We start from the raw sequence: 19,103 nt of genomic DNA, 5'->3' as shown, positions 1-19,103 counted from the left end.
ATATTGCTACAATATCTTTTGCAAAAACTGTCTTGTCCTCTCTTGCTTTGGATTTGTGAAAATCTCTTCAGGCAGACCTTCCTCAACAATCTTCCCCCTGTCCATAAACACAACCCTGTCTGCAACCTCTCTCGCAAATCCCATCTCATGAGTTACAACAAGCATTGTCATACCTTCCCTTGCCAGCTCTTTCATAACGTTTAAAACCTCACCCACAAGTTCAGGGTCAAGCGCAGATGTCGGTTCATCAAACAGCATTACTTTAGGTTTCATAGCCAAAGCTCTGGCAATTGCAACTCTTTGCTGCTGTCCACCAGATAGCTGTGCAGGGTATGAATTTGCCTTGTCCTTGAGCCCTACCTTCTCAAGAAGATTCATTCCAAGCTCGATTGCCTCTTCCTTTTTCATTTTATTCACAACAACAGGTCCTACTATCACATTCTCAAGTGCAGTCATGTGAGGAAAAAGATTAAACCTTTGAAATACCATACCTATTTGTGAACAAAATCTTGCTATCTCTTTTGAACTGTGTTTTTTATGCTTTTCGTGAAATCCTTTGTCTTCAATGACAAACCCGTCTATCTCAATATACCCTGAATTGATTCTTTCTAAATGGTTAAGACAGCGCAAGAAAGTGCTTTTCCCAGATCCAGAAGGACCTATTATAACCACAACTTCTCCTCTGTTTACCTCCAAGGACACCTTGTCCAACACGAGATTGTGCCCGAAATATTTAACAATGTCTTTTGCAATTATTATTTTTCTATTATTCCTACCATTACCGTTGTTCATACCTTCCCAGCCTCTTTTCAAGCCAATTGAATATTGTAGAAAAAACCGTTGTAAGAGCCAAATATATCACAAGCGCAGCTATATAAATCTCTGCATCCCTACCTGTTGCAGACGCTTTTAATTGTGCAGCGCGCATAAGCTCAACCATTCCTATTGTTGATACAAGTGAAGAGTCTTTCAAAAGCGCAATAAACTCATTGCCAATTGGTGGTATTAATCTTTTGTATGTTTGAGGAACAATTACATATCTCATGGTCTGAAGGTATGTCATTCCAAGAGCCTTTGCTGCTTCGTACTGCCCTTTGTCAATTGACAGAATTGCTGCCCTTATTATTTCTGCCGTGTACGCACCTGAGTTAATTATAAGTGCAATTGCACCTGCCAAAAATGCTGGCAGTGTCAGAGCAGGTATAATTTTGGGAAGACCATAGTAAATAAAGAATATCTGCAAAAGCAGTGGTGTTCCTCTAAAAAGCCATACATAAAAGCTTCCAATATAATTCAAAACCTTTATTTTTGAAATTCTAAAAAGAGCTGCAACAAGTCCAAACACCAGCCCGATTGTAACTGCAATCGCTGTAAGTTCAATCGTAACAACGCTTGCTTTCAAAAGAACAGGAAAATATTTTATTATGACTATTTCTGTCAATTCATGCCACCTCTATTTACTTTGTAATGTCTTCACCAAACCATTTTTCAGATATTTTCGCAATAGTCCCGTCCTTCTTTAACTGGTCTAAAATCTTTTGAATTTCATTGTACAGGTCCTTGTCCTCTTTTCTGAGAGCTATTCCCACAGGCTCTCTTTCGAGCTGAGCAGGTGCTATATCAAACTTTTCAGGATTTTGTTTTTTATAGTAGTAAGCAACAACACTGTCAATCACAACTGCTTTTATTCTTCCAATGTCAAGGTCGTTAAAAGCATCAGTTATCCTTTCATATCGTGTAACATCCTTTTCATAGTTTATAAACTTCATCTTTTGAACAGCACTGTCACCTGTTGTGTTTGCCTGAACACCTATCTTAATCCCTTTTAAATCTTCAAAGCTTTTGATTGAGCTGTCACCCTTTTTTACAGCAATAACTTGACGAATGTAAAGGTATGGCCCTGCTAAATTGAAAGCTTTTTTCCTCTCATCTGTGATACTAAAGCACGAAATAATAGCATCAAACTTTTTGGACTTTAAAGCACTCTGGATTCCACTCCAGTCAACAGCAACAATCTTTAGCTTTGCACCAAGCTTTTTAGCTATTTCGTTTGCTAAGTCCACATCAAACCCCACTGTGTTGTTGTTATCATCAGTAAACTCCATTGGCGGAAATGTGTTATCCATGCCAACTACAAACTCTTTTGTCTTTTTTATCTTTTCTAAGGTTGTCATGTTTTGGTCATTTAAAGTACATCCGCTTAAAAATGGGATAATAAGTACTATTAGTAAAACCAACACTATGGCCTTCTTATACATTATAAATATCCCCTTCCGTTGATTTAATTTATAAATATACCTTAATAATTATACACCCATTTTGAATTTTATCAATATCGAAATTAAGTAAAACTGCTGTTACTATTTAAATACTGTCTTGCTCAAAATATATGCAGTCCATTCTCTTGTTGCAAAGCTATTTAATCTTAAGCCTTTTATTTCGTCTGCATTTATAAGTTGATTGTCCACAAAAGCATTTATATACTGATTTGCCCACGATTTATAATCATTTTTTGAGGTAGATTTAAGCTTAAGATACCTTGCCAAAATTGCAAATGCCTGCTCGTAAGTTACCCCATCGTTCGGCTTGAAAACAAGCCTATTTTGTTTATCTTTTACCCCTGTGATAATTCCCATCTTATAAAGGGTTTCTATTTCAGATTTTGCCCAGCAGTTTTGAATGTCTGAAAAAGAATACTTTTTGATGTTGTTTTCTATTTTTATATTAAACACATTTATAAAAAGCTTTACAAACTCCTGACGGGTAACAATATTTTTCGGTCTGAAAGTACCATCTTTATACCCATCAATCTTTCCCATGCTTGCAAGAAATAGAATATGGTCTTTGTACGGTGAATTTTTAATGTCACTAAATAGCAAAGAACCATCTGAAGGCATAAGAATTACTCTAACTGGCAGGATAAACATACTCTGTGGAACCAAAACCGAATTTGATTCAGACGAAAAAGTTTTCTTGTCAGAAAAATAAACTGTCAGTTGTCTGTCTGAATCTCTTGTAAATCCCTTTACATAGTAGGTCTTGTTAGTCTTTGAATATAGCACAACTTGCATATTGTTCGTTCCATTAACGTAGTATTCAACCTTGCAAAACACATCTGCTGCAAACACTTTTTGTTGCCATAAAATGACCGCTGCTAAAATCAAGCAAATAAAAGCTTTTCGAAAACCTTTCATCTTGTTCTGCTCACCTTCTTACCCACAAAATTTATTTCATATATTCGAAACAACATGATAGAAGAATGCTAAAACATATTCTCTTGTTGCTGTCTCTTTGGGATTGAACGTAACATAGTCAAAAAGCCAACCCATCTTGTATGCTTTTTTCAACGACAACAAGTATCTGTCATCAGCAGAAAGCTTTGTCCATGCAACATCGTCTGCTGAGATTTCATTGCCAGTGTAAATCTCATAAAACTTTACCATCATATCTACAGCGGCTTCTTTTGTGAGAATAGAATTGTCCTGGGTATTTTCAATTAGCCCTGCTTTGTATGCTTTTCTAACATAATCTTCAATTATTTCAAACCTGTAGAGTCTTTTCTTCTCTGCAAAATATACCAAAAATGAGGCAAGCTCCTGTTTTGACACACTGTTCTTTATTCCTATTGTATCGCTTGTATCATCGCTGGCAATAGTCTTAAAAAGATAGTAAAGCTTTGTTGCATAGCTACTTGAAATTATATCTTTGTAAAAGCTTTTTCTTACAATCACAATTGCCTGAGGTGTTTGCAAATTAAAAGTTACACTTTTGTTGTCTCTTGTAAACACGGAGCTTTCTGGCTCTTTCCATGAAAGAGAGATCAAATCAAAAACATATGGTATCGCAGCAGACCACGGTTCCCTGTTTATGAGCGAAATTTTAATTGGCATTGAAAAATATGATATTCCTATTTGTTTTGTTGAGCTTGCAGCTGTGTACCTTATATCATAAATTTCAGAAATAGCGTCTTTCACAGCGTATTTATCCGTAGCCTTGAAAAATGTCAGCTCAGTATAGATACTTGAAGGCGACACGCCAGATACCATCAAACTATTTATAGTATCGCTATTTAGCGCAGCAAAATTGAACAGTGAAGATGCTCCATCTAATGTAACAATACAATCTTTATTGAGTTTAACAAGTGCTTTTAAAACATCGTATCTCACTTTTATTATGAATTGATAAATAGATTGGCTTGTTCTTTTTGTAAAGTCAATTAACACAGGCTTTGAATCCAAAGACTCATTGACATATCTATAGGTAATCTCTATTATCATCTTGCCACTTGCAGGGTCTTCTACTATTATAAACGGCTGAGTTGTGTCTTGCACACTATCAAACACACCTGTGTACTCGCTTATATCCTTTTTGGTAACAAAAGAGATAATTTCTGTCGACTGTGATAATTGACCATCTGAAGCCAAAGCAAAAAGTCTTGCCCAGTACCTTGTGTTGGGTTTTAAACCACTCACTTTATACTCCATTGCATCTGTGTCGGTTGTGTACTTCTGAGAGCTTGAAAATGAAATATTGTCAGCTATCTCTATGACATATTTTCTCCCTGTCTCAGCAATCTCCCAAACAAAAATTGCGTAGTCTTTCCCATAGTCTTTTATACCAAAAGCTACTGGAGTTTTCGGTGGAGGAACCTTTTGTGTTCTGCCAAAAACAGGACTGCTAAACTCTGAATACACTTTCTGATTGTCTTTGATTATGTATGCCCTTACTCTAAAATAGTAGAATGTATCAGGCTTTAAGTTTTGAACTGTGAAATAACAAAGTCCAGTGGTATAATCAACCTCTTTTATAGATGGTTTAAAACTGTCAGATGCAATCTGCCATGCATTTGCATTTTTGATATCTTCTGATACCTGAATTTCAAAATACATATTCTCAATGTAGCTCCATGAAAGCAGGGCAGAGTTATACGTTGTTGTCACGACGCTCAAGTTTTCAACAACTGGAACGGTAGAAGGCAGCGGTATTTCATACTTTATTAGCGTTGTCGCCATTACAATATTGGATGGTAGTGAATAATAAACGTTACTGTCAATCTTTCTCATCGATCTCACAAAAAATACATACCTTGTATTTGGTAAGAGATTACTTACCCTGAAAACTATAATGCCTGATTGGTCTATCTGATAGTCAGAAAGTATTACCTTTTGAAAACTTGCTATGTCAAGATTTTCTGGATTCATTATGTCCATTCCATCTTGGTACACTGCAAAATTAACCTCATAGAAAATGCTCCTGTCGACTGTCGGTGGCTGAACACCAGCTATAGTTATAGGTTGCCATGACAAAATTACAGAATTGTAAGTCGTGTAAACAACAGATAAAAGAGTTGGTGTTGTTGGTGGCGTTATATCCCCAGATAGAGTATAAGATATTGTCACAGTAGGGGTTGATTCTTTGTAGATATATGTTCCCTGTTCATAATCGTAGAACTTCTTTTTTACAACAACTTTTAAAACATAAACGGTATTTTTTTCAAGACCTGTAATGTCAAACCTGTAAAATCCTGTTGGGAGATTGTTCTCGTCCTTTTCCTCATCAGAACTTTTCATTTGATAATTGGATACAAAAGAAGTAAAGTCAGCATTGCTATCCGAATATTTTTTGTAATAAAAATCATACACAACATCTTTGTCTGTTGGTATTTTGAATCGCAAAGAGATTGTATCTTGAGACTTAGGTAAAGCTACCAAATTTTCTGCTGCAGGTGGTGCAAAAGGCAGTGTATATGGATGAACATACAAATCTCTTGACCTAATAGACACTTTCCTACCAAAACTGTCAAAAACATCAACCTGTATTCTGAAAAACACATCGTCTGTTATGCTCACAACAGCAAAAAACTCATTAGCTGAAACTGTACCAATCAGAGTGGGTATCTGGTCTTTACTACCTTTGTAAATCTCATACTCGTTTTCAGCAATTGATACCTTTGCCCATCTGAGCCACACAACATTGTCAGCAATTCTCTGAGCCTCTGCCTGAATATATGTTGCAGCTTCACCAATTAGCTTTATATTAGGCGGTGTATATGTCTGCGGGTCACGCCAGATTACCTCTTGTGGCAAATTTCTTGGCAAAACCTTTACATAGTAAAGACTGCTTGGTGAAAGCCCTGCTGCTGTGTATTTAAGTTTCCTACCTGGTAGAATTTCTACCCTTCCACCTGGTTTTTGGCTCTGGAGTAAAGTTATCCTGTCACCATCAATTTGATACTTAATTGGAGTTGTAAAGCTTATATCCTTTGATACATATATGTCATAATCTATTCTCTTGCCAGAATAGTAAACATCGTCCCAGACTATATCAATGGCATCTTCAGTGTTTGTATAACATTCAACAAAGATAGGTGTTAAAAACACAATCGTATTCGAATACGAAGAGTAATAAACAACACTTCCTGTCTGTTCCTGTAAAACTCTTACGCTTCTTACCTTGGCATAAAAAATTGTTCCGCTTGGAATCTTTTGCCCGTTTGGCAGACTTTGAACTTTATATGTATAGCTCCCGTTTGAAACTGTGAGGTTTGGGTCGTTTTTATATATTGTATATCCATAAGGAAATCTTGTAGGGTTATCGCCAAGATATAGCTCAAAGTAGTCAAAGTCAGAATAACTGTATTGCCAAGAAAAATAAAGTGTTATAGTTCCATCTTGACCTACTTCTATTCGAGGAAGACTATTTACAATTGCTATATTCAAACCTTGAGGCGAAGGAAGAATAATTGTCGGTTGTGCTCTTAGATTTTGAAGAAATAAAATGTTTAAAAATAAAAACAAAACAAAAACAACAAATACTTTTCTTCTAAAATTTTTCATTTTACCTCTCACCCATTTTCTAATATTTTAAAATTTTTTCAAGATTAACTATATAGTGAACAAACTCATCAATCTTTATAGTTTCATAGGGGTTTAAATCATTGTCTACAACTCCGAGTGACATCATGCTAAGGATAGACTTTCTGTACCTTCCATCGGGAGTAAAGGTAGTTGACTTTGTAATAAGAACATTGTCAATCGAAGATAATGTCTTTTGTTCATACACTCTTGCCAAAATATATATTGCCTCTTGCCTTGTCAGATTCCCACTTCTGACCTTTTCAGCATCAATACCAAATACTTTTGTTATAATTTCGGATGCATAATCCTGAGAAAGACTTTTATTAAAGTTACTGTAAAGCTCATTTAAGTTGTATTTTTGAGAAACATACGCTATATCGTCTTTGTACTTGCTAAGATTGTAACTTGACACAGTCTGAGTTTTCAGCACTCCAAATGTGCCAGGTCTTTCAACATTAAATGTTATACTGTTTGAAAGACTGTCGATTGAAAAACTGGTTACAAAGCTGCTATTCGAAAAATCATATACATTTCTTGTTTGGTTTGCCTGACCAGCCAAGCTTGAAAGCTTCAATGTAATATTCACAGGTTTTGCAAAGCTTGACACAGCCAGTTCATCATTTAAATAATACCTGGACGTTACCTTCAATGTTATAACATCAGAATCAATATCATAACCATATGAAGGTGGCAAAACAGAAGCTGAGGAAAGTTCTATTAATATCATCACCAATCCTTTGTCAATTCCATATCTTTTTGAAATACTCTCTACCTCAGAAACATTCAAAGCACCCGGTGGAAGTTTTAACATACTACTTTTGTATTTCAAAACAAAACTTTTCTGTAACTTCTCAAGGGCATCTGCTACCCTGTATGAGAACAAAACCTGCCCTTTAGCAGAAGAGTAAAGAGCTTTTGTAAAGTCTATTACAAACTCGTTCGAATTTGTACGCTGTATCTCATCCAAAGCATTCTGGTCATTGATGTAAAGATAATATTTATCTGAGCTATTTTCAAGTATGATAGCAACCTGTTTCTGATTCTGAATATCCCTTATTCTGTTTTGTTCTTCTTCTTTGAGCTTTTGCTGCTGATTTTCAAAATCGCTCTGGTTAAAAACTGTTCGCGCTAAAACCTCTGCAAAAATAGAAACCTTTCCAGTCGGAATATGAAAGCTTCTTACCCTGACGTAATATAGGGTATTTGAACTTAAATTTCCAATGTAATATTTATACACAGCAACTTTTGACGATGCTACAGAAACAGGCGAAATTGAGCCAGAATATACCAAGGTATACACAGTGCTATTTTCTTGCCTTACAAAAATCTGATAACCGTAATTTGGATTGCCGTTCCACTGGATTGTAAGTCCGTGTCCACTTGAATCTCTTGATATTACTGTCAAATTCTCGGGCTTTTCAATTGAAGAAGTTGTTACTGCAATGCTTCCCCAAAGCGATTCTCTGTCATTTTCTATAGCTTTTATGGAAAAATAATATAGTGTGTTTGGAGCAAGGTTCTTAAATGTCACAGGAGATGTAACATCAATATATATCTTTGCGCCAACAGGAGAGTTCTGTGAATATACATCATACACAACCTGTTCTACTATAAAAGCTGAATCAGATACTTGCTTATAGATTTCAACCTTTTGTCTGAGTATTTTAACAAAATAATCCTTCACCTCATCTAAACTGAGGTTATTGCTATCTAAAGCTTTTGAAGTTTGCAAAATGACATATGACTGACCTGGTTTTGTATCCCATCTGAGCTTAACAGAAGTTTGTGTTACTGCATCATCCTCTGGGGCAATCATGAAATTTTTAGGTATCTCAGGCTGGGAGACGATAGGTGGTACTGGCACAGGTTTTGTTAAAGCAACATATGCTCTGCTAAATTCTGAAAGATAGTCTTTGTCAATATAAACTCTTACTTTGAATCTAATATAATAAGGAGTATTACTTTTAAGGTCTGATATATCAATATAATTCGAAATACTTCCTGATGGAAGTTCAAAGTAAATTTTAACATTATTTTCATTCCAAGAAGACTCACAAACGTATACCTGATAGTACACCTTTTCAGAAACTGTCAAGTTTCCAGAAAAGTAAGCTGATTGCGATACATAATCAATTGTGGCTTGATGAATCTTTGAAATCAAATCGTCCTGATACACGTAAATCCTTATACCTGTCTCAGAAGACACAATTTGTCTAACAAAATTGTTATCTACAGGCGGCACGTTTAAAACGGCAACAGGTTTTGTTGTCCCAACAAATACAAGCGAAAAGTCAGACTTTTTCTGGTTAACAGTATTTATTACTCTAATCTTGAAATAATAAACTGTGTTCGGTAGAAGATTTGATACTTTATATCTATACCTTGTTCCATCTAAAATTAAATCACTCGGTAAAAAACCATCTTTGTTTGGATCATACGAAGTAGTACTATAAACAAGTTTGTATACAGTAGGATTTCCGCTTGAGTCAAGAACATCTTTATATTCTGTTGAAAGCCAAATTTGATAAACATAACTTGAGTCGTCTGAAACAGGCTTGTCAAACGAAACCTCTATTTCTGTCTGTGAGATAGTTTCAGCTCTACAGTTTTTAGGTGTTGGTGGAATATCACCAAGTTCTGTCACAGAAACCTTTATAAGTGCTGAAGGAATTCTGGTACCATCTGCAAAAATAGCTTCTACTCTTATGTAATAGTACTTTGTCGTCATAGAAAGGCCGGGAATGTATGCTTCGTTCTGGTTATATGAGGTTGTTGCAAAGATGTTTTGTGGTGGTAGATTATCTCTTGGAAGTTCATTCGCGCTTGTTGCGTAATAAGCTCTATATTTTATCTCATCCTGTTTGTAGTTTCCAGGGTCAACACCACGCCATTGTACTCTTACTAAAGCTAAAGTCTTTCCGTCTTTCTCAATCTCACCTATCTTTGCAGCACTGACCTGTATAAGCGTTGGACAAGCAATGTTTGAAAGAGGCTTGTAAATCACTTTTGTACTATCCATTTTCGGGTTCATAATAATGTAATACATCGTACCTGGCACAAGCTCAAATGTGTCAATTCCATCATATTTGTCATAAACAGTCATGCTTACTGTTTGGTTGATTTCCTGCGCAAACTGCTGAATACCGTCTTTATAAAGTTTTACAGGTATTGTAATATTGTTTTCCTTTTGATACTTGTAAATCTCATTTGTACTACTATCCACATAATACTGGTTAGCATCTGATGCTGTTTGGCTTTTTCCTACAAAAACGTTGTAGCCCCTAAAACCTATGTCTGATTGAAAATCATCTGATACGTTTATTTTGTTAAAAGTTATTAATAACTTGGGATGTTCTCCACCAGAACCAAGTGGAATATCCTCTTCTTTTTCTGGGTCTGGTTCTGGCTGAGCATAAAGCTTAAATTCTGTTATGGCATAAATTGACTGAGATGTTATTATCTGCTCATCTTCGTTTTTGGCAACTACAGTTATTTTATATACTGTGGCACTTTTGAGTCCTGTTACATTGCAGTATGTATTCTGGGTTACCGTTTGAAAATCTATTTGAGAATTTGAAGATGCTGCGTAGACTTCATATAAGATTGCATCTTCAATGGGATTCCATGTTATAGAAATGGAATTTCTTGTTATTTTATAAACTCCACTATTGTCTCTTTGTACAGTTATATTTAAAGAGGTTGAAAGAGTTTGTGAAAATGTCTTAAAGTTTAAGTTGGAAAGTAAAAATGAAATCATAATTAAAATTGAAGTTACTCTTTTTATGTTTTCAAACATTTTTTATCCCACCTTAAAACACGCTTAAAATTTGTGTTTTTCAAAGATATAATCGGCATTAAAGCGCTATTTTTAAACACATTTCTTACACAAACATATCGCTACCATAAAATTCCTCAGGTTTCATACTGCTTTCCCCAAAATAAAATAAAAGTGCTTTTTTTATTCTTTTTGAAGCATTTCCATCCCCGTAAGGGTTCACAGCTTTTGCCATCTTAAGATACTCTTCTTTATTTGTTAAAAGTTTTGTAACAATCTGAACTATCTTATCTTTCTGGGTCCCTGCAATTACAACTGTTCTTGCTAAAACAGCTTCTGGTCTTTCTGTTGTGTCACGCAGAACAACTACGGGTTTGCCCAAAGACGGTGCTTCTTCCTGAAGCCCACCAGAGTCTGTTAAAACCAAATAGCTTCTTGCAATGAGGTTGTGCATATCATCAACGTCAATTGGATTTATCAGTTTTATTCTTGGATGGTTTTTTAAAATCCTGTACGCAACATTCTTGACATTCGGATTTAGATGTACAGGGTATACAAAAACCACATCGTCAAACTCATTTGCAATTTTCAGCACAGCTTCAAATATATTCTCAAGTGGTTTTCCAAAATTTTCTCTCCTGTGAGCAGTGAGAAGAATTATCTTTTTTGAAAAATCTATATTGTTTAGACTTTCTTCTTTGAACACATAGTCTTCTTTCACAGTAAATTTAAGTGTATCAATCACAGTGTTACCTGTCACAAAGATGGTTTCTTCTTTTACCCCTTCTGACATCAAATTTAACTTTGCCCTTTTTGTGGGTGCAAAATGAAGGTCACACAGCGCTGCCGTGAGCTTTCTGTTCATCTCTTCTGGAAAAGGTGAATATTTGTTGTATGTTCTTAAACCCGCCTCAACATGTCCTACTTTTGTTTTAAAATAAAAACTTGCAAGAGCTGCTGCAAATGTGGTTGTGGTATCTCCATGCACAAGGACAATGTCTGGTCTTTCTTTCTCTAAAACCTTTTCAAATCTCAAAAGTACGTCAGATGTTATAGAAAATAAACTTTGGTTATGTTTCATTATATCAAGGTCATAATCAGGCTTTATATCAAAAATCTCTAACACTTGGTCAAGCATCTGTCTGTGCTGTGCTGTGACACATACTTTGACATCAAAATTAGAATCTTTCTGTAATTCCTTCACAAGTGGCGCCATCTTTATTGCCTCAGGTCTTGTTCCAAATACAATGAGTGTCTTTATCATTTAAAAGCCCATCCTCTCTTGTAGTTTTCATATGCCTTCCAAGTCAAAATCAGGCGTGTATTTGTCTGTTGCTGCTTCTTTATCCTGAATGTACCCATAGTCAAGACCATTTTCGAGCACAAAGTTTACAACTTTCTGATATTCTCTTCTTGTAATCCTTCTTGAAATTTCTTTGAATTCCTTCGATCTGTACATAGGATAATACTGGCTCATAAGGCTCAGCATAACCCTGCCTTTTAAGTTGTCTCTTATCCAGCTTAAAATCTTTATAGAATCATTTGTGTGCATTGGAAGTACCAAATGGCGAATTATAACACCTTTTTTCATTATACCATTTTCTATTACAACATCTCCAACAAGTTCAAACATTTTTAATATTGACTTTGATGCAAATTCAAAATACCGAGGAGCATTGGAATACTTTTTTGCAATCTCATCATCAAAATATTTAAAGTCTGGCAAGAATATGTCCACATATCCTCTCAAAAGTTCTATGGTTTCTGGTTTTTCATATGAAGATGTGTTGTACACAATGGGAATTCTAAGACCCTTTCCCCTTGCAATGTCAATTGCCTCAACTATATATGGAACATAAATGGTTGGCGTCACAAGGTTTATATTGTGAGCACCTTTTGACTGAAGGTTCAAAAAGATAGTAGCAAGTTTATTTACATCTATAAACACTCCAAACCTCATTTGACTTATTTCATAATTTTGGCAAAACACGCATCCCATATTGCACCCAGAAAAAAATACCGTGCCAGACCCATTTTCACCCGAGATACATGGCTCTTCCCAGAAATGCAAAAAGGCTTTGGCAACCTTTATACCACCTGCAATTTTGCAAAAACCAGTCTCGCCCTCAATTCGATTTACCCTGCACTCCCGCGGACATATGCTGCAGCTTTTTAAAAGCTGTTGGGAAAGCAAAAAGCCCCTCCCCCTTTTCAAACATCAATATTCAGTATCCTTGAAATGTAGAGTTTTATGTCAGCAGGATTAAAAACCCTTTCAATCCTGTCGCCTTCATACACAAACTTTGATACAGCTTTTGCACCACATGCATAGATATTGTGCTTTTCCTGTATTATCATCACATTGTAAAGCCCTTCAAACCCTCTTTTGCAGTATCCAACATTCTCAAAGTTCCCTATCATATTTTTCTGCCTGTACATGTAGTATGGAATGTAGCCGTGCTCCTCCAAGATATCTTGTGTCCAATCAAGAAGGCTATTTACAGTCTCCTCATCCATAAACTCATATTCATTCCATTTGAATCTCAAAAGGCTTGCCCTTTTTACAGAAAGTGTGTGAACGGTAATTGAAGCAGGAAAAAGCTTTAAAACATCTTCAATTGTTTTTTTATAATCATTCTCACCCTCACCAGGAAGCCCTAGTATCACATCACTGTTTATATTTTTAAAGCCATATTCGTAAGCTTGCGCAAATGCTCTTTTTATGTCCTCAAACGTGTGGTTTCTACCTATTATCTTTAAAGTATTGTCGTTCGAAGTTTGAGGATTTATACAAAGCCTGACATTCAAATCTTGGTTAATCTCTGCTAGATATTGCAAAAGCTTTTCGTCAATTGTATCAGGTCTTCCTGCTTCAAATGTGATCTCTCGAATATAGTCTTTTTCAAGATTCTCAAATAGATTTGTGAAAATCTTTTTTATATTCTCAATCCCCAACACTGCAGGACTTCCACCGCCAAAATAGACTGCAACAATTCTGTTCTTATTTTCATCTATTTTCTGATATGTCTTTTCAAGTTCACAAATGAGACTATCTGTATACATTCCTAATAAACTTTTTACCTGCCTTGTCATCTCATGACATGAAAAAGAACAGTAAAGACACCTAGTTGGGCATATTGGAATACCTATGTACAAACAAGCCGAAGAAGGCTCAAGTTTACTTAAAATGCTCATCTCATTCTTTGCAACCTTTAAAAGAAGTTTTGATTTCTTATCAGAAATATAATATTCTTCTTGCATGAACTTGTATATTTCTTCCTCTTTCAGACTCTGATCCAACAGAGGGTACACAATCTTCGTAGGTCTTATTCCTGTTAAAATCCCCCAGGGAAGCTCTTTTTTTGTTTCTTGCTTTAAAAGATCATAAAGGTTTTTACCAAATATCCTTTTTGACTCGTGCTCATCACTAACTAACACAAAATCTTTTTGAATGGTTTTATCCTGCGTTTGGAGTTTTAAAAATACTTTCATTTCTTCAAAATACGCCTCAAAATGAATGTCTCCGCCATGACCAAACTTTACCTGCGCACCGGGATAAAATGCCCTTATTATATGCTGAAAATCATACAAAAACCTTTGGCTGTTAGAAAAATATGTTATTTTCAAATTGTGCTCTACCCCTTTTTGTAAAAAATGATTTTTCGCACAATATTCGCACAATAAAAATAAAAAACTTATAGCATTATTTTGTGCTATAAGTCAGCAATGTATTTATTAAAAGTTTTTAAGCTCATCACCAATGGTAGTTGGCACACCGTGCCCTGGATACACTTTTGTTATTCTAGGAAGCACCAAAAGTTTTCCCTTTATAGACTCAAATATCTGATTTTCATCTCCAAGCGGAAGGTCACACCTGCCAAAAGAGTCCTTAAACAACGTGTCGCCCGAAAACAAGATGTTATCATACAAAAAACAACTCGAACCAGGTGTGTGCCCAGGGGTATGTAAAACTTTTAATGAAAAATCAGCAAATTCAAATACATCTCCGTCTTCAAAGTACCCATCACAGTTTATCTTTATTTCTGAACCAATCAGATACGAAAGGTTGTATGCTGGATTTGACAATATCTCTTTTTCAGCACTGTGCGCATAAATTGGCAGTTTAAACCTCTGTTTTAGATAAGAGCAACCTAAAAAATGGTCAAAATGTCCGTGCGTCAAAAATATGGCTTTGGGAATAAGGTCATTTTCAACAATAATGCTCTCAATTTTTGTTGCATCATCTCCCGGGTCAATAATGACAACCTCTTTTTTCCCAAACACATAACAATTTGTTACAACATCCCCAACTTCAATACATTTTAAAAACATCAAGTTCTTTACCCCCTCTACTTTCTAGAAAAAACCTTCTCAGAAAACCTTCTTGCTGTCAAGCAAAACTGTTACAGGTCCGTCATTTAAAATAGCTACCTCCATGTGCGCTTGAAAAACTCCACACTCAACCTTTTTAACCTTCTCCTTAAGCCTTTCAACTAAGTAGTTGTACAGCCTTTCTGCCTTTTCCTTTTCTGCTGCAAACATAAAGTTTGGCCTTCTTCCTTTCCTTGCATCGCCCATCACTGTAAAGTTTGAGATAACCAAAACTTCACCACCCACGTCCATCAAAGAAAGATTGAACTTTGAGTTCTCATCCTCAAATATTCTAAGGTTTACAATCTTTTCACAAAGATAATCAGCATCCTCCTCTGTATCATCCTGAGCAATCCCAACAAGCAAACAAAGACCTTTTTGGATTCTTCCAACCTCTTTGCCTTCAACTACAACAAAAGCTTCTTTAACTCTTTGCACAACAGCTCTCAAATTCTTTAGCCTCCTTTTACTCGCTGCACCTCAAATACACTGTCAATCTTTCTCAGCTTTCTTATAATCTTCTCGAGCTGCTCTGTGGAACTTATTTCAACAGTAAGATTGATATTGGCAATCCTGTCTCGCGTGGTCCTTCCCTGTATAGCCTTCACTGAAATCTTATTCTCACCAAGCAAGTTTGTTATGTCCATCAGTATTCCTGTCCTATCGTTTGCAAGAACGTTGATTGTAGCGTCAAACTTTGCATCTTTTGTCACATTCCATTCAGCCTCAACAATCCTCTCTGGCTCTTTTAAATACTGTTCAACATTTGGACAATCACGCCTGTGGATTGAAACACCTCTTCCCCTCGTGATGTATCCTATCACCTCATCGCCAGGTACCGGGTTACAACATTTTGCAAATCTAACAAGAACATTTTCAACACCTTTTACAAGTATTCCGTTACTCGATGAAGCCCTCGCAGGTTTTGGCTTTTCGATCTGAAATTCTTTTTGTTCATCTTCTTTGATATATTTCTTTATCTCATCTTTTATTCTCAGTGCTATTTTAGTAGCTGTGATGCCACCATACCCAAGTGCAGCAAACATGTCTTCAGGAGTTCTGTAGCCATATCTTTGCGAAACTGTCTGCAGCACATCCTCTTTTAGAGCAAATTGTAAAGGTAGATTTAGCTTTTTGAGCTCCTTTTCCAATATGTCTTTGCCTTTTTGAATATTTTCTTCTTTTTTTTCTTTTTTAAACCATGCGTTTATCTTGCTCTTTGCTTGAGGACTCTTGACAATCTTGAGCCAGTCCTGGCTTGGACCATGGACGTTTGGTGATGTAATAATCTCGACAATATCACCATTTTTGAGCTCATAATCAATGGGAACAAGCTTGCCGTTTACTTTTGCGCCTGCCATCTTGTTGCCTATCTCACTGTGAATTGCATATGCAAAGTCTATCGGTGTTGAACCCTGTGGTAAGCTTATAACATCACCTTTCGGAGTAAATACAAACACTTCATCAGAAAACAGATTTATCTTCAAAGATTCCATAAACTCTTTTGCGTCTTTGAGCTCTTTCTGCCACTCGAGAAGTTCTCTGAGCCAAGCAAACTTCTCATCCTCATCAGTGGATTTTATTCTTCCCTCTTTGTACTTCCAGTGCGCAGCAATACCATACTCGGCAGTCTTGTGCATATCAAACGTTCTTATCTGCACCTCAAATGGTTCACCTTCAGGTCCTATCACAGTTGTATGAAGTGACTGGTACATGTTCGGTTTTGGCATCGCAATGTAGTCTTTGAACCTGCCCGGCATGGGCTTGAATAGTGTGTGGATAATTCCAAGTACACCATAACAATCTTTTACTGAATTTACAATGATCCTGATAGCAAAAAGGTCATAAATCTCTTCTAAAGTTTTTCCCTGCTCTTTCATTTTACGATAGATGCTGTAAAAATGTTTTGGTCTTCCGTCTATCTGGCCAACCTCAATATTTGCTTCTTTGAGTTTTTCTGAGATAAGCGAAATAATTTTCTTTATATACTCTTCTCTTTCTACCCTCTTTTTTGCAATTTTTTCAACAAGATCATAATAGCCTTCAGGGTCAAGATAGCGCAAGGACAAATCTTCCAGTTCCCACTTTATTTTTGAAATTCCAAGTCTGTGGGCAAGCGGAGCATATATGTCAATTGTTTCCTGAGCTTTTTGTCTCTGTTTTTCAGGAGGAAGGTACTTTAAGGTTCGCATATTGTGAAGTCTGTCTGCAAGTTTTATCAAGATGACCCTTATATCCTTTGCCATTGCAATAAGCATCTTGCGATAGTTTTCTGCTTGTCTTTCAAGTTTACTTGTAAATTCAAGTTTACCAAGTTTTGTAACACCATCTACAAGCTCGGCTACCTCTTTCCCAAACTCACTTTCTACATCTTCTAAAGATGCAGAAGTATCCTCCACAACATCATGTAACAGTCCAGCAACAATTGATGCAATGTCAAGCTCTAAATCTGCTAAAATTAGTGCAACCTCAAGAGGATGTACTATATACGGTTCGCCAGAGTTTCTTGACTGTCCATCATGATGCTTTTGTGCAAATTCAAATGCTTTTTTTATAAGATTAATATCTTCCTCTGATGCGTACTTTTTTACCCTTTCTATCAACTCATTTAACTTATCACCCAAATCCAATTTCACCTCGATGGACCTCTTTTAGGTCCACTTTTTTATATCAAAGAAGATTCAAACTGGACAACAGACCTGACATCATACCCTTTTAAATTCTCTCTCCCATTGAGGTATGTGAGTTCAACAAGGTATGCAATACCCACAACTTCACCACCAAGTTTCTCAACAAGCTTTATGTTTGAAAGTGTTGTACCTCCTGTTGCTAAAAGGTCATCGATTATTACAACCTTCTGACCAGGTTTTATTGCATCAATATGCATCTCAAGCACATCTTTCCCATACTCAAGCTCGTATTCAACAGACACTGTTTTATATGGAAGCTTTCCTTTCTTTCTGACAAGAACAAGACCTTTGTTAAGCACGTACGCAACAGGCGCCCCAAATATAAACCCTCTTGATTCAGGTCCCACAATGAGTTCAAAGTCAAGGTCTTTGACCAAACCTACTAGAGAGTCTATAGCGTATTTGAAAGCGTCTTTGTCCTGTAAAACTGTTGTTATATCAATAAAATCTATACCCTCTTTGGGAAAATTCAAAACATGTCTGAATTTTTCTTTAAGATTCATCAAATCTTCCTCCTATTACTTTGAGATTTTTTGATTACTACGTTATTAAGTATATCAAAAAAAACTGTATTTTTTAAATACTCTAAATATCAAAAAATAAAAAGCTCTTTCAGCAAGCTAACAAAAAGCTTTGCTAAAAGAGCTTTCTGAGGTACTGACTTAATACTGAATTTGAAGTCTAAATACTCCTAAAAATTCGTTTAAACCATGCTTCTTTGTAAAATTTCGTTTTCAAAATCTCATATATTTTAAGTCTAAGCTTTACAGGTATTTTGTCTACGCTCCCATAGCTTGTTGCAATCAAATATTCTTTTTTGGAAAGTGAACTTTTGAGCTCTTTTTTAGCCTCAGCTGGAAGTTCTAACTTTGTCTCATCTACTATGCAAAGCGGCGGAAATATAACACACCACCAGTTCTTTCCTTTCCCATCACCTATAAAAACTCTAACACAGTCATAAATACCAGATGGGAAAAGAAAATTATTGTAAACTCTGTTTGGGAATAAATCTCTTTGAATACTTACTTTTACATTATAGTTTTTCCCTTTTTCTTTAATAGCCTTCTCAATGTAATCTTCAATCTGAAACTTTTTATTACTGATTTCTTTTATAACTTCATATTTACTCTTTGAAAAATCAATATTTCTCGATAAAAATTCTATTACTTTATCCCGTACATAAATTTTTAGTTTCTGGTCTTCTTTTGAGTTACTATTTGCTAATATATGAAGTCTTAAAACTGATTTTGATAGACTTTTTTGTAAATTATCAATTTGTTCAAAATTTAAATATTCAAAAATTATCGTAAATATTATTATTGAAAAAATTAATGGCAATAAATAAGGTTTAGAAAAGAAATATCTTTTTATCATATATTCTTACCTCTCGTATTTTTATTTCTATTTTTA

The 19,103-nt window shown here is 35.6% G+C and carries 14 protein-coding genes; all 14 read right to left on the bottom strand.

Features of this window, described 5'->3' with window-relative positions:
• Positions 1 to 6 precede the first annotated feature (6 nt).
• The 14 genes from CaldiYA01_RS03050 to spoIIR all read right to left on the bottom strand — a co-directional run bounded on the left by CaldiYA01_RS03050 (position 7) and on the right by spoIIR (position 19,067).
• Positions 7 to 792, bottom strand: coding sequence for an amino acid ABC transporter ATP-binding protein (locus CaldiYA01_RS03050; protein WP_307729590.1), 786 nt, complete (start codon positions 790 to 792; stop codon positions 7 to 9).
• On the bottom strand, positions 779 to 1,441 hold the full coding sequence (locus tag CaldiYA01_RS03045; protein ID WP_207181225.1) for an amino acid ABC transporter permease: 663 nt from the start codon (positions 1,439 to 1,441) through the stop codon (positions 779 to 781). Before CaldiYA01_RS03045 ends, CaldiYA01_RS03050 begins: the two co-directional genes overlap by 14 nt.
• A gap of 16 nt (positions 1,442 to 1,457) precedes the next feature.
• Entirely contained in the window at positions 1,458 to 2,258 is an 801-nt protein-coding gene (locus CaldiYA01_RS03040) for an ABC transporter substrate-binding protein (protein ID WP_207181223.1), read from the bottom strand.
• Between the two features lie 102 nt (positions 2,259 to 2,360).
• On the bottom strand, positions 2,361 to 3,194 hold the full coding sequence (locus tag CaldiYA01_RS03035; protein ID WP_207181221.1) for an S-layer homology domain-containing protein: 834 nt from the start codon (positions 3,192 to 3,194) through the stop codon (positions 2,361 to 2,363).
• Positions 3,195 to 3,230: 36 nt separating this feature from the next.
• Positions 3,231 to 6,836 carry a fibronectin type III domain-containing protein gene (locus CaldiYA01_RS03030; RefSeq protein ID WP_207181219.1) on the bottom strand — a complete coding sequence of 1,202 codons (3,606 nt, stop codon included), beginning with the start codon at positions 6,834 to 6,836 and terminating at the stop codon, positions 3,231 to 3,233.
• Positions 6,837 to 6,855: 19 nt separating this feature from the next.
• Positions 6,856 to 10,653 carry a fibronectin type III domain-containing protein gene (locus CaldiYA01_RS03025; protein ID WP_207181217.1) on the bottom strand — a complete coding sequence of 1,266 codons (3,798 nt, stop codon included), beginning with the start codon at positions 10,651 to 10,653 and terminating at the stop codon, positions 6,856 to 6,858.
• Positions 10,654 to 10,738: 85 nt separating this feature from the next.
• Complete coding sequence (wecB, locus tag CaldiYA01_RS03020; protein WP_207181215.1) at positions 10,739 to 11,896, bottom strand: non-hydrolyzing UDP-N-acetylglucosamine 2-epimerase; 1,158 nt, start codon at positions 11,894 to 11,896, stop codon at positions 10,739 to 10,741.
• Positions 11,897 to 11,923: 27 nt separating this feature from the next.
• A complete protein-coding gene (locus CaldiYA01_RS03015) occupies positions 11,924 to 12,826 on the bottom strand; it encodes a radical SAM protein (protein ID WP_207181213.1) in 903 nt (300 codons plus the stop codon).
• Positions 12,827 to 12,843: 17 nt separating this feature from the next.
• Positions 12,844 to 14,259: a coproporphyrinogen III oxidase gene (locus CaldiYA01_RS03010; protein ID WP_238480581.1), complete on the bottom strand. Its 1,416-nt coding sequence runs from the start codon at positions 14,257 to 14,259 to the stop codon at positions 12,844 to 12,846.
• 108 nt (positions 14,260 to 14,367) lie between these two features.
• Complete coding sequence (locus CaldiYA01_RS03005) at positions 14,368 to 14,964, bottom strand: MBL fold metallo-hydrolase (protein ID WP_207181198.1); 597 nt, start codon at positions 14,962 to 14,964, stop codon at positions 14,368 to 14,370.
• Positions 14,965 to 15,003: 39 nt separating this feature from the next.
• Positions 15,004 to 15,453 carry a D-aminoacyl-tRNA deacylase gene (dtd, locus tag CaldiYA01_RS03000; RefSeq protein ID WP_207181196.1) on the bottom strand — a complete coding sequence of 150 codons (450 nt, stop codon included), beginning with the start codon at positions 15,451 to 15,453 and terminating at the stop codon, positions 15,004 to 15,006.
• 5 nt (positions 15,454 to 15,458) lie between these two features.
• Positions 15,459 to 17,639 carry a RelA/SpoT family protein gene (locus CaldiYA01_RS02995; RefSeq protein ID WP_207181195.1) on the bottom strand — a complete coding sequence of 727 codons (2,181 nt, stop codon included), beginning with the start codon at positions 17,637 to 17,639 and terminating at the stop codon, positions 15,459 to 15,461.
• A 29-nt stretch (positions 17,640 to 17,668) separates the two neighbouring features.
• Entirely contained in the window at positions 17,669 to 18,196 is a 528-nt protein-coding gene (locus CaldiYA01_RS02990; RefSeq protein WP_207181192.1) for an adenine phosphoribosyltransferase, read from the bottom strand.
• Between the two features lie 178 nt (positions 18,197 to 18,374).
• Complete coding sequence (spoIIR, locus tag CaldiYA01_RS02985) at positions 18,375 to 19,067, bottom strand: stage II sporulation protein R (RefSeq protein WP_207181190.1); 693 nt, start codon at positions 19,065 to 19,067, stop codon at positions 18,375 to 18,377.
• Positions 19,068 to 19,103 lie beyond the last annotated feature (36 nt).

Source organism: Caldicellulosiruptor diazotrophicus (genome assembly GCF_017347585.1).
GTDB classification, from domain to species: Bacteria; Bacillota; Thermoanaerobacteria; order Caldicellulosiruptorales; family Caldicellulosiruptoraceae; genus Caldicellulosiruptor; species Caldicellulosiruptor diazotrophicus.
The sequence above is the reverse complement of the archived record's forward strand: the minus strand, read 5'-3'. Positions and strand labels throughout refer to the sequence as shown.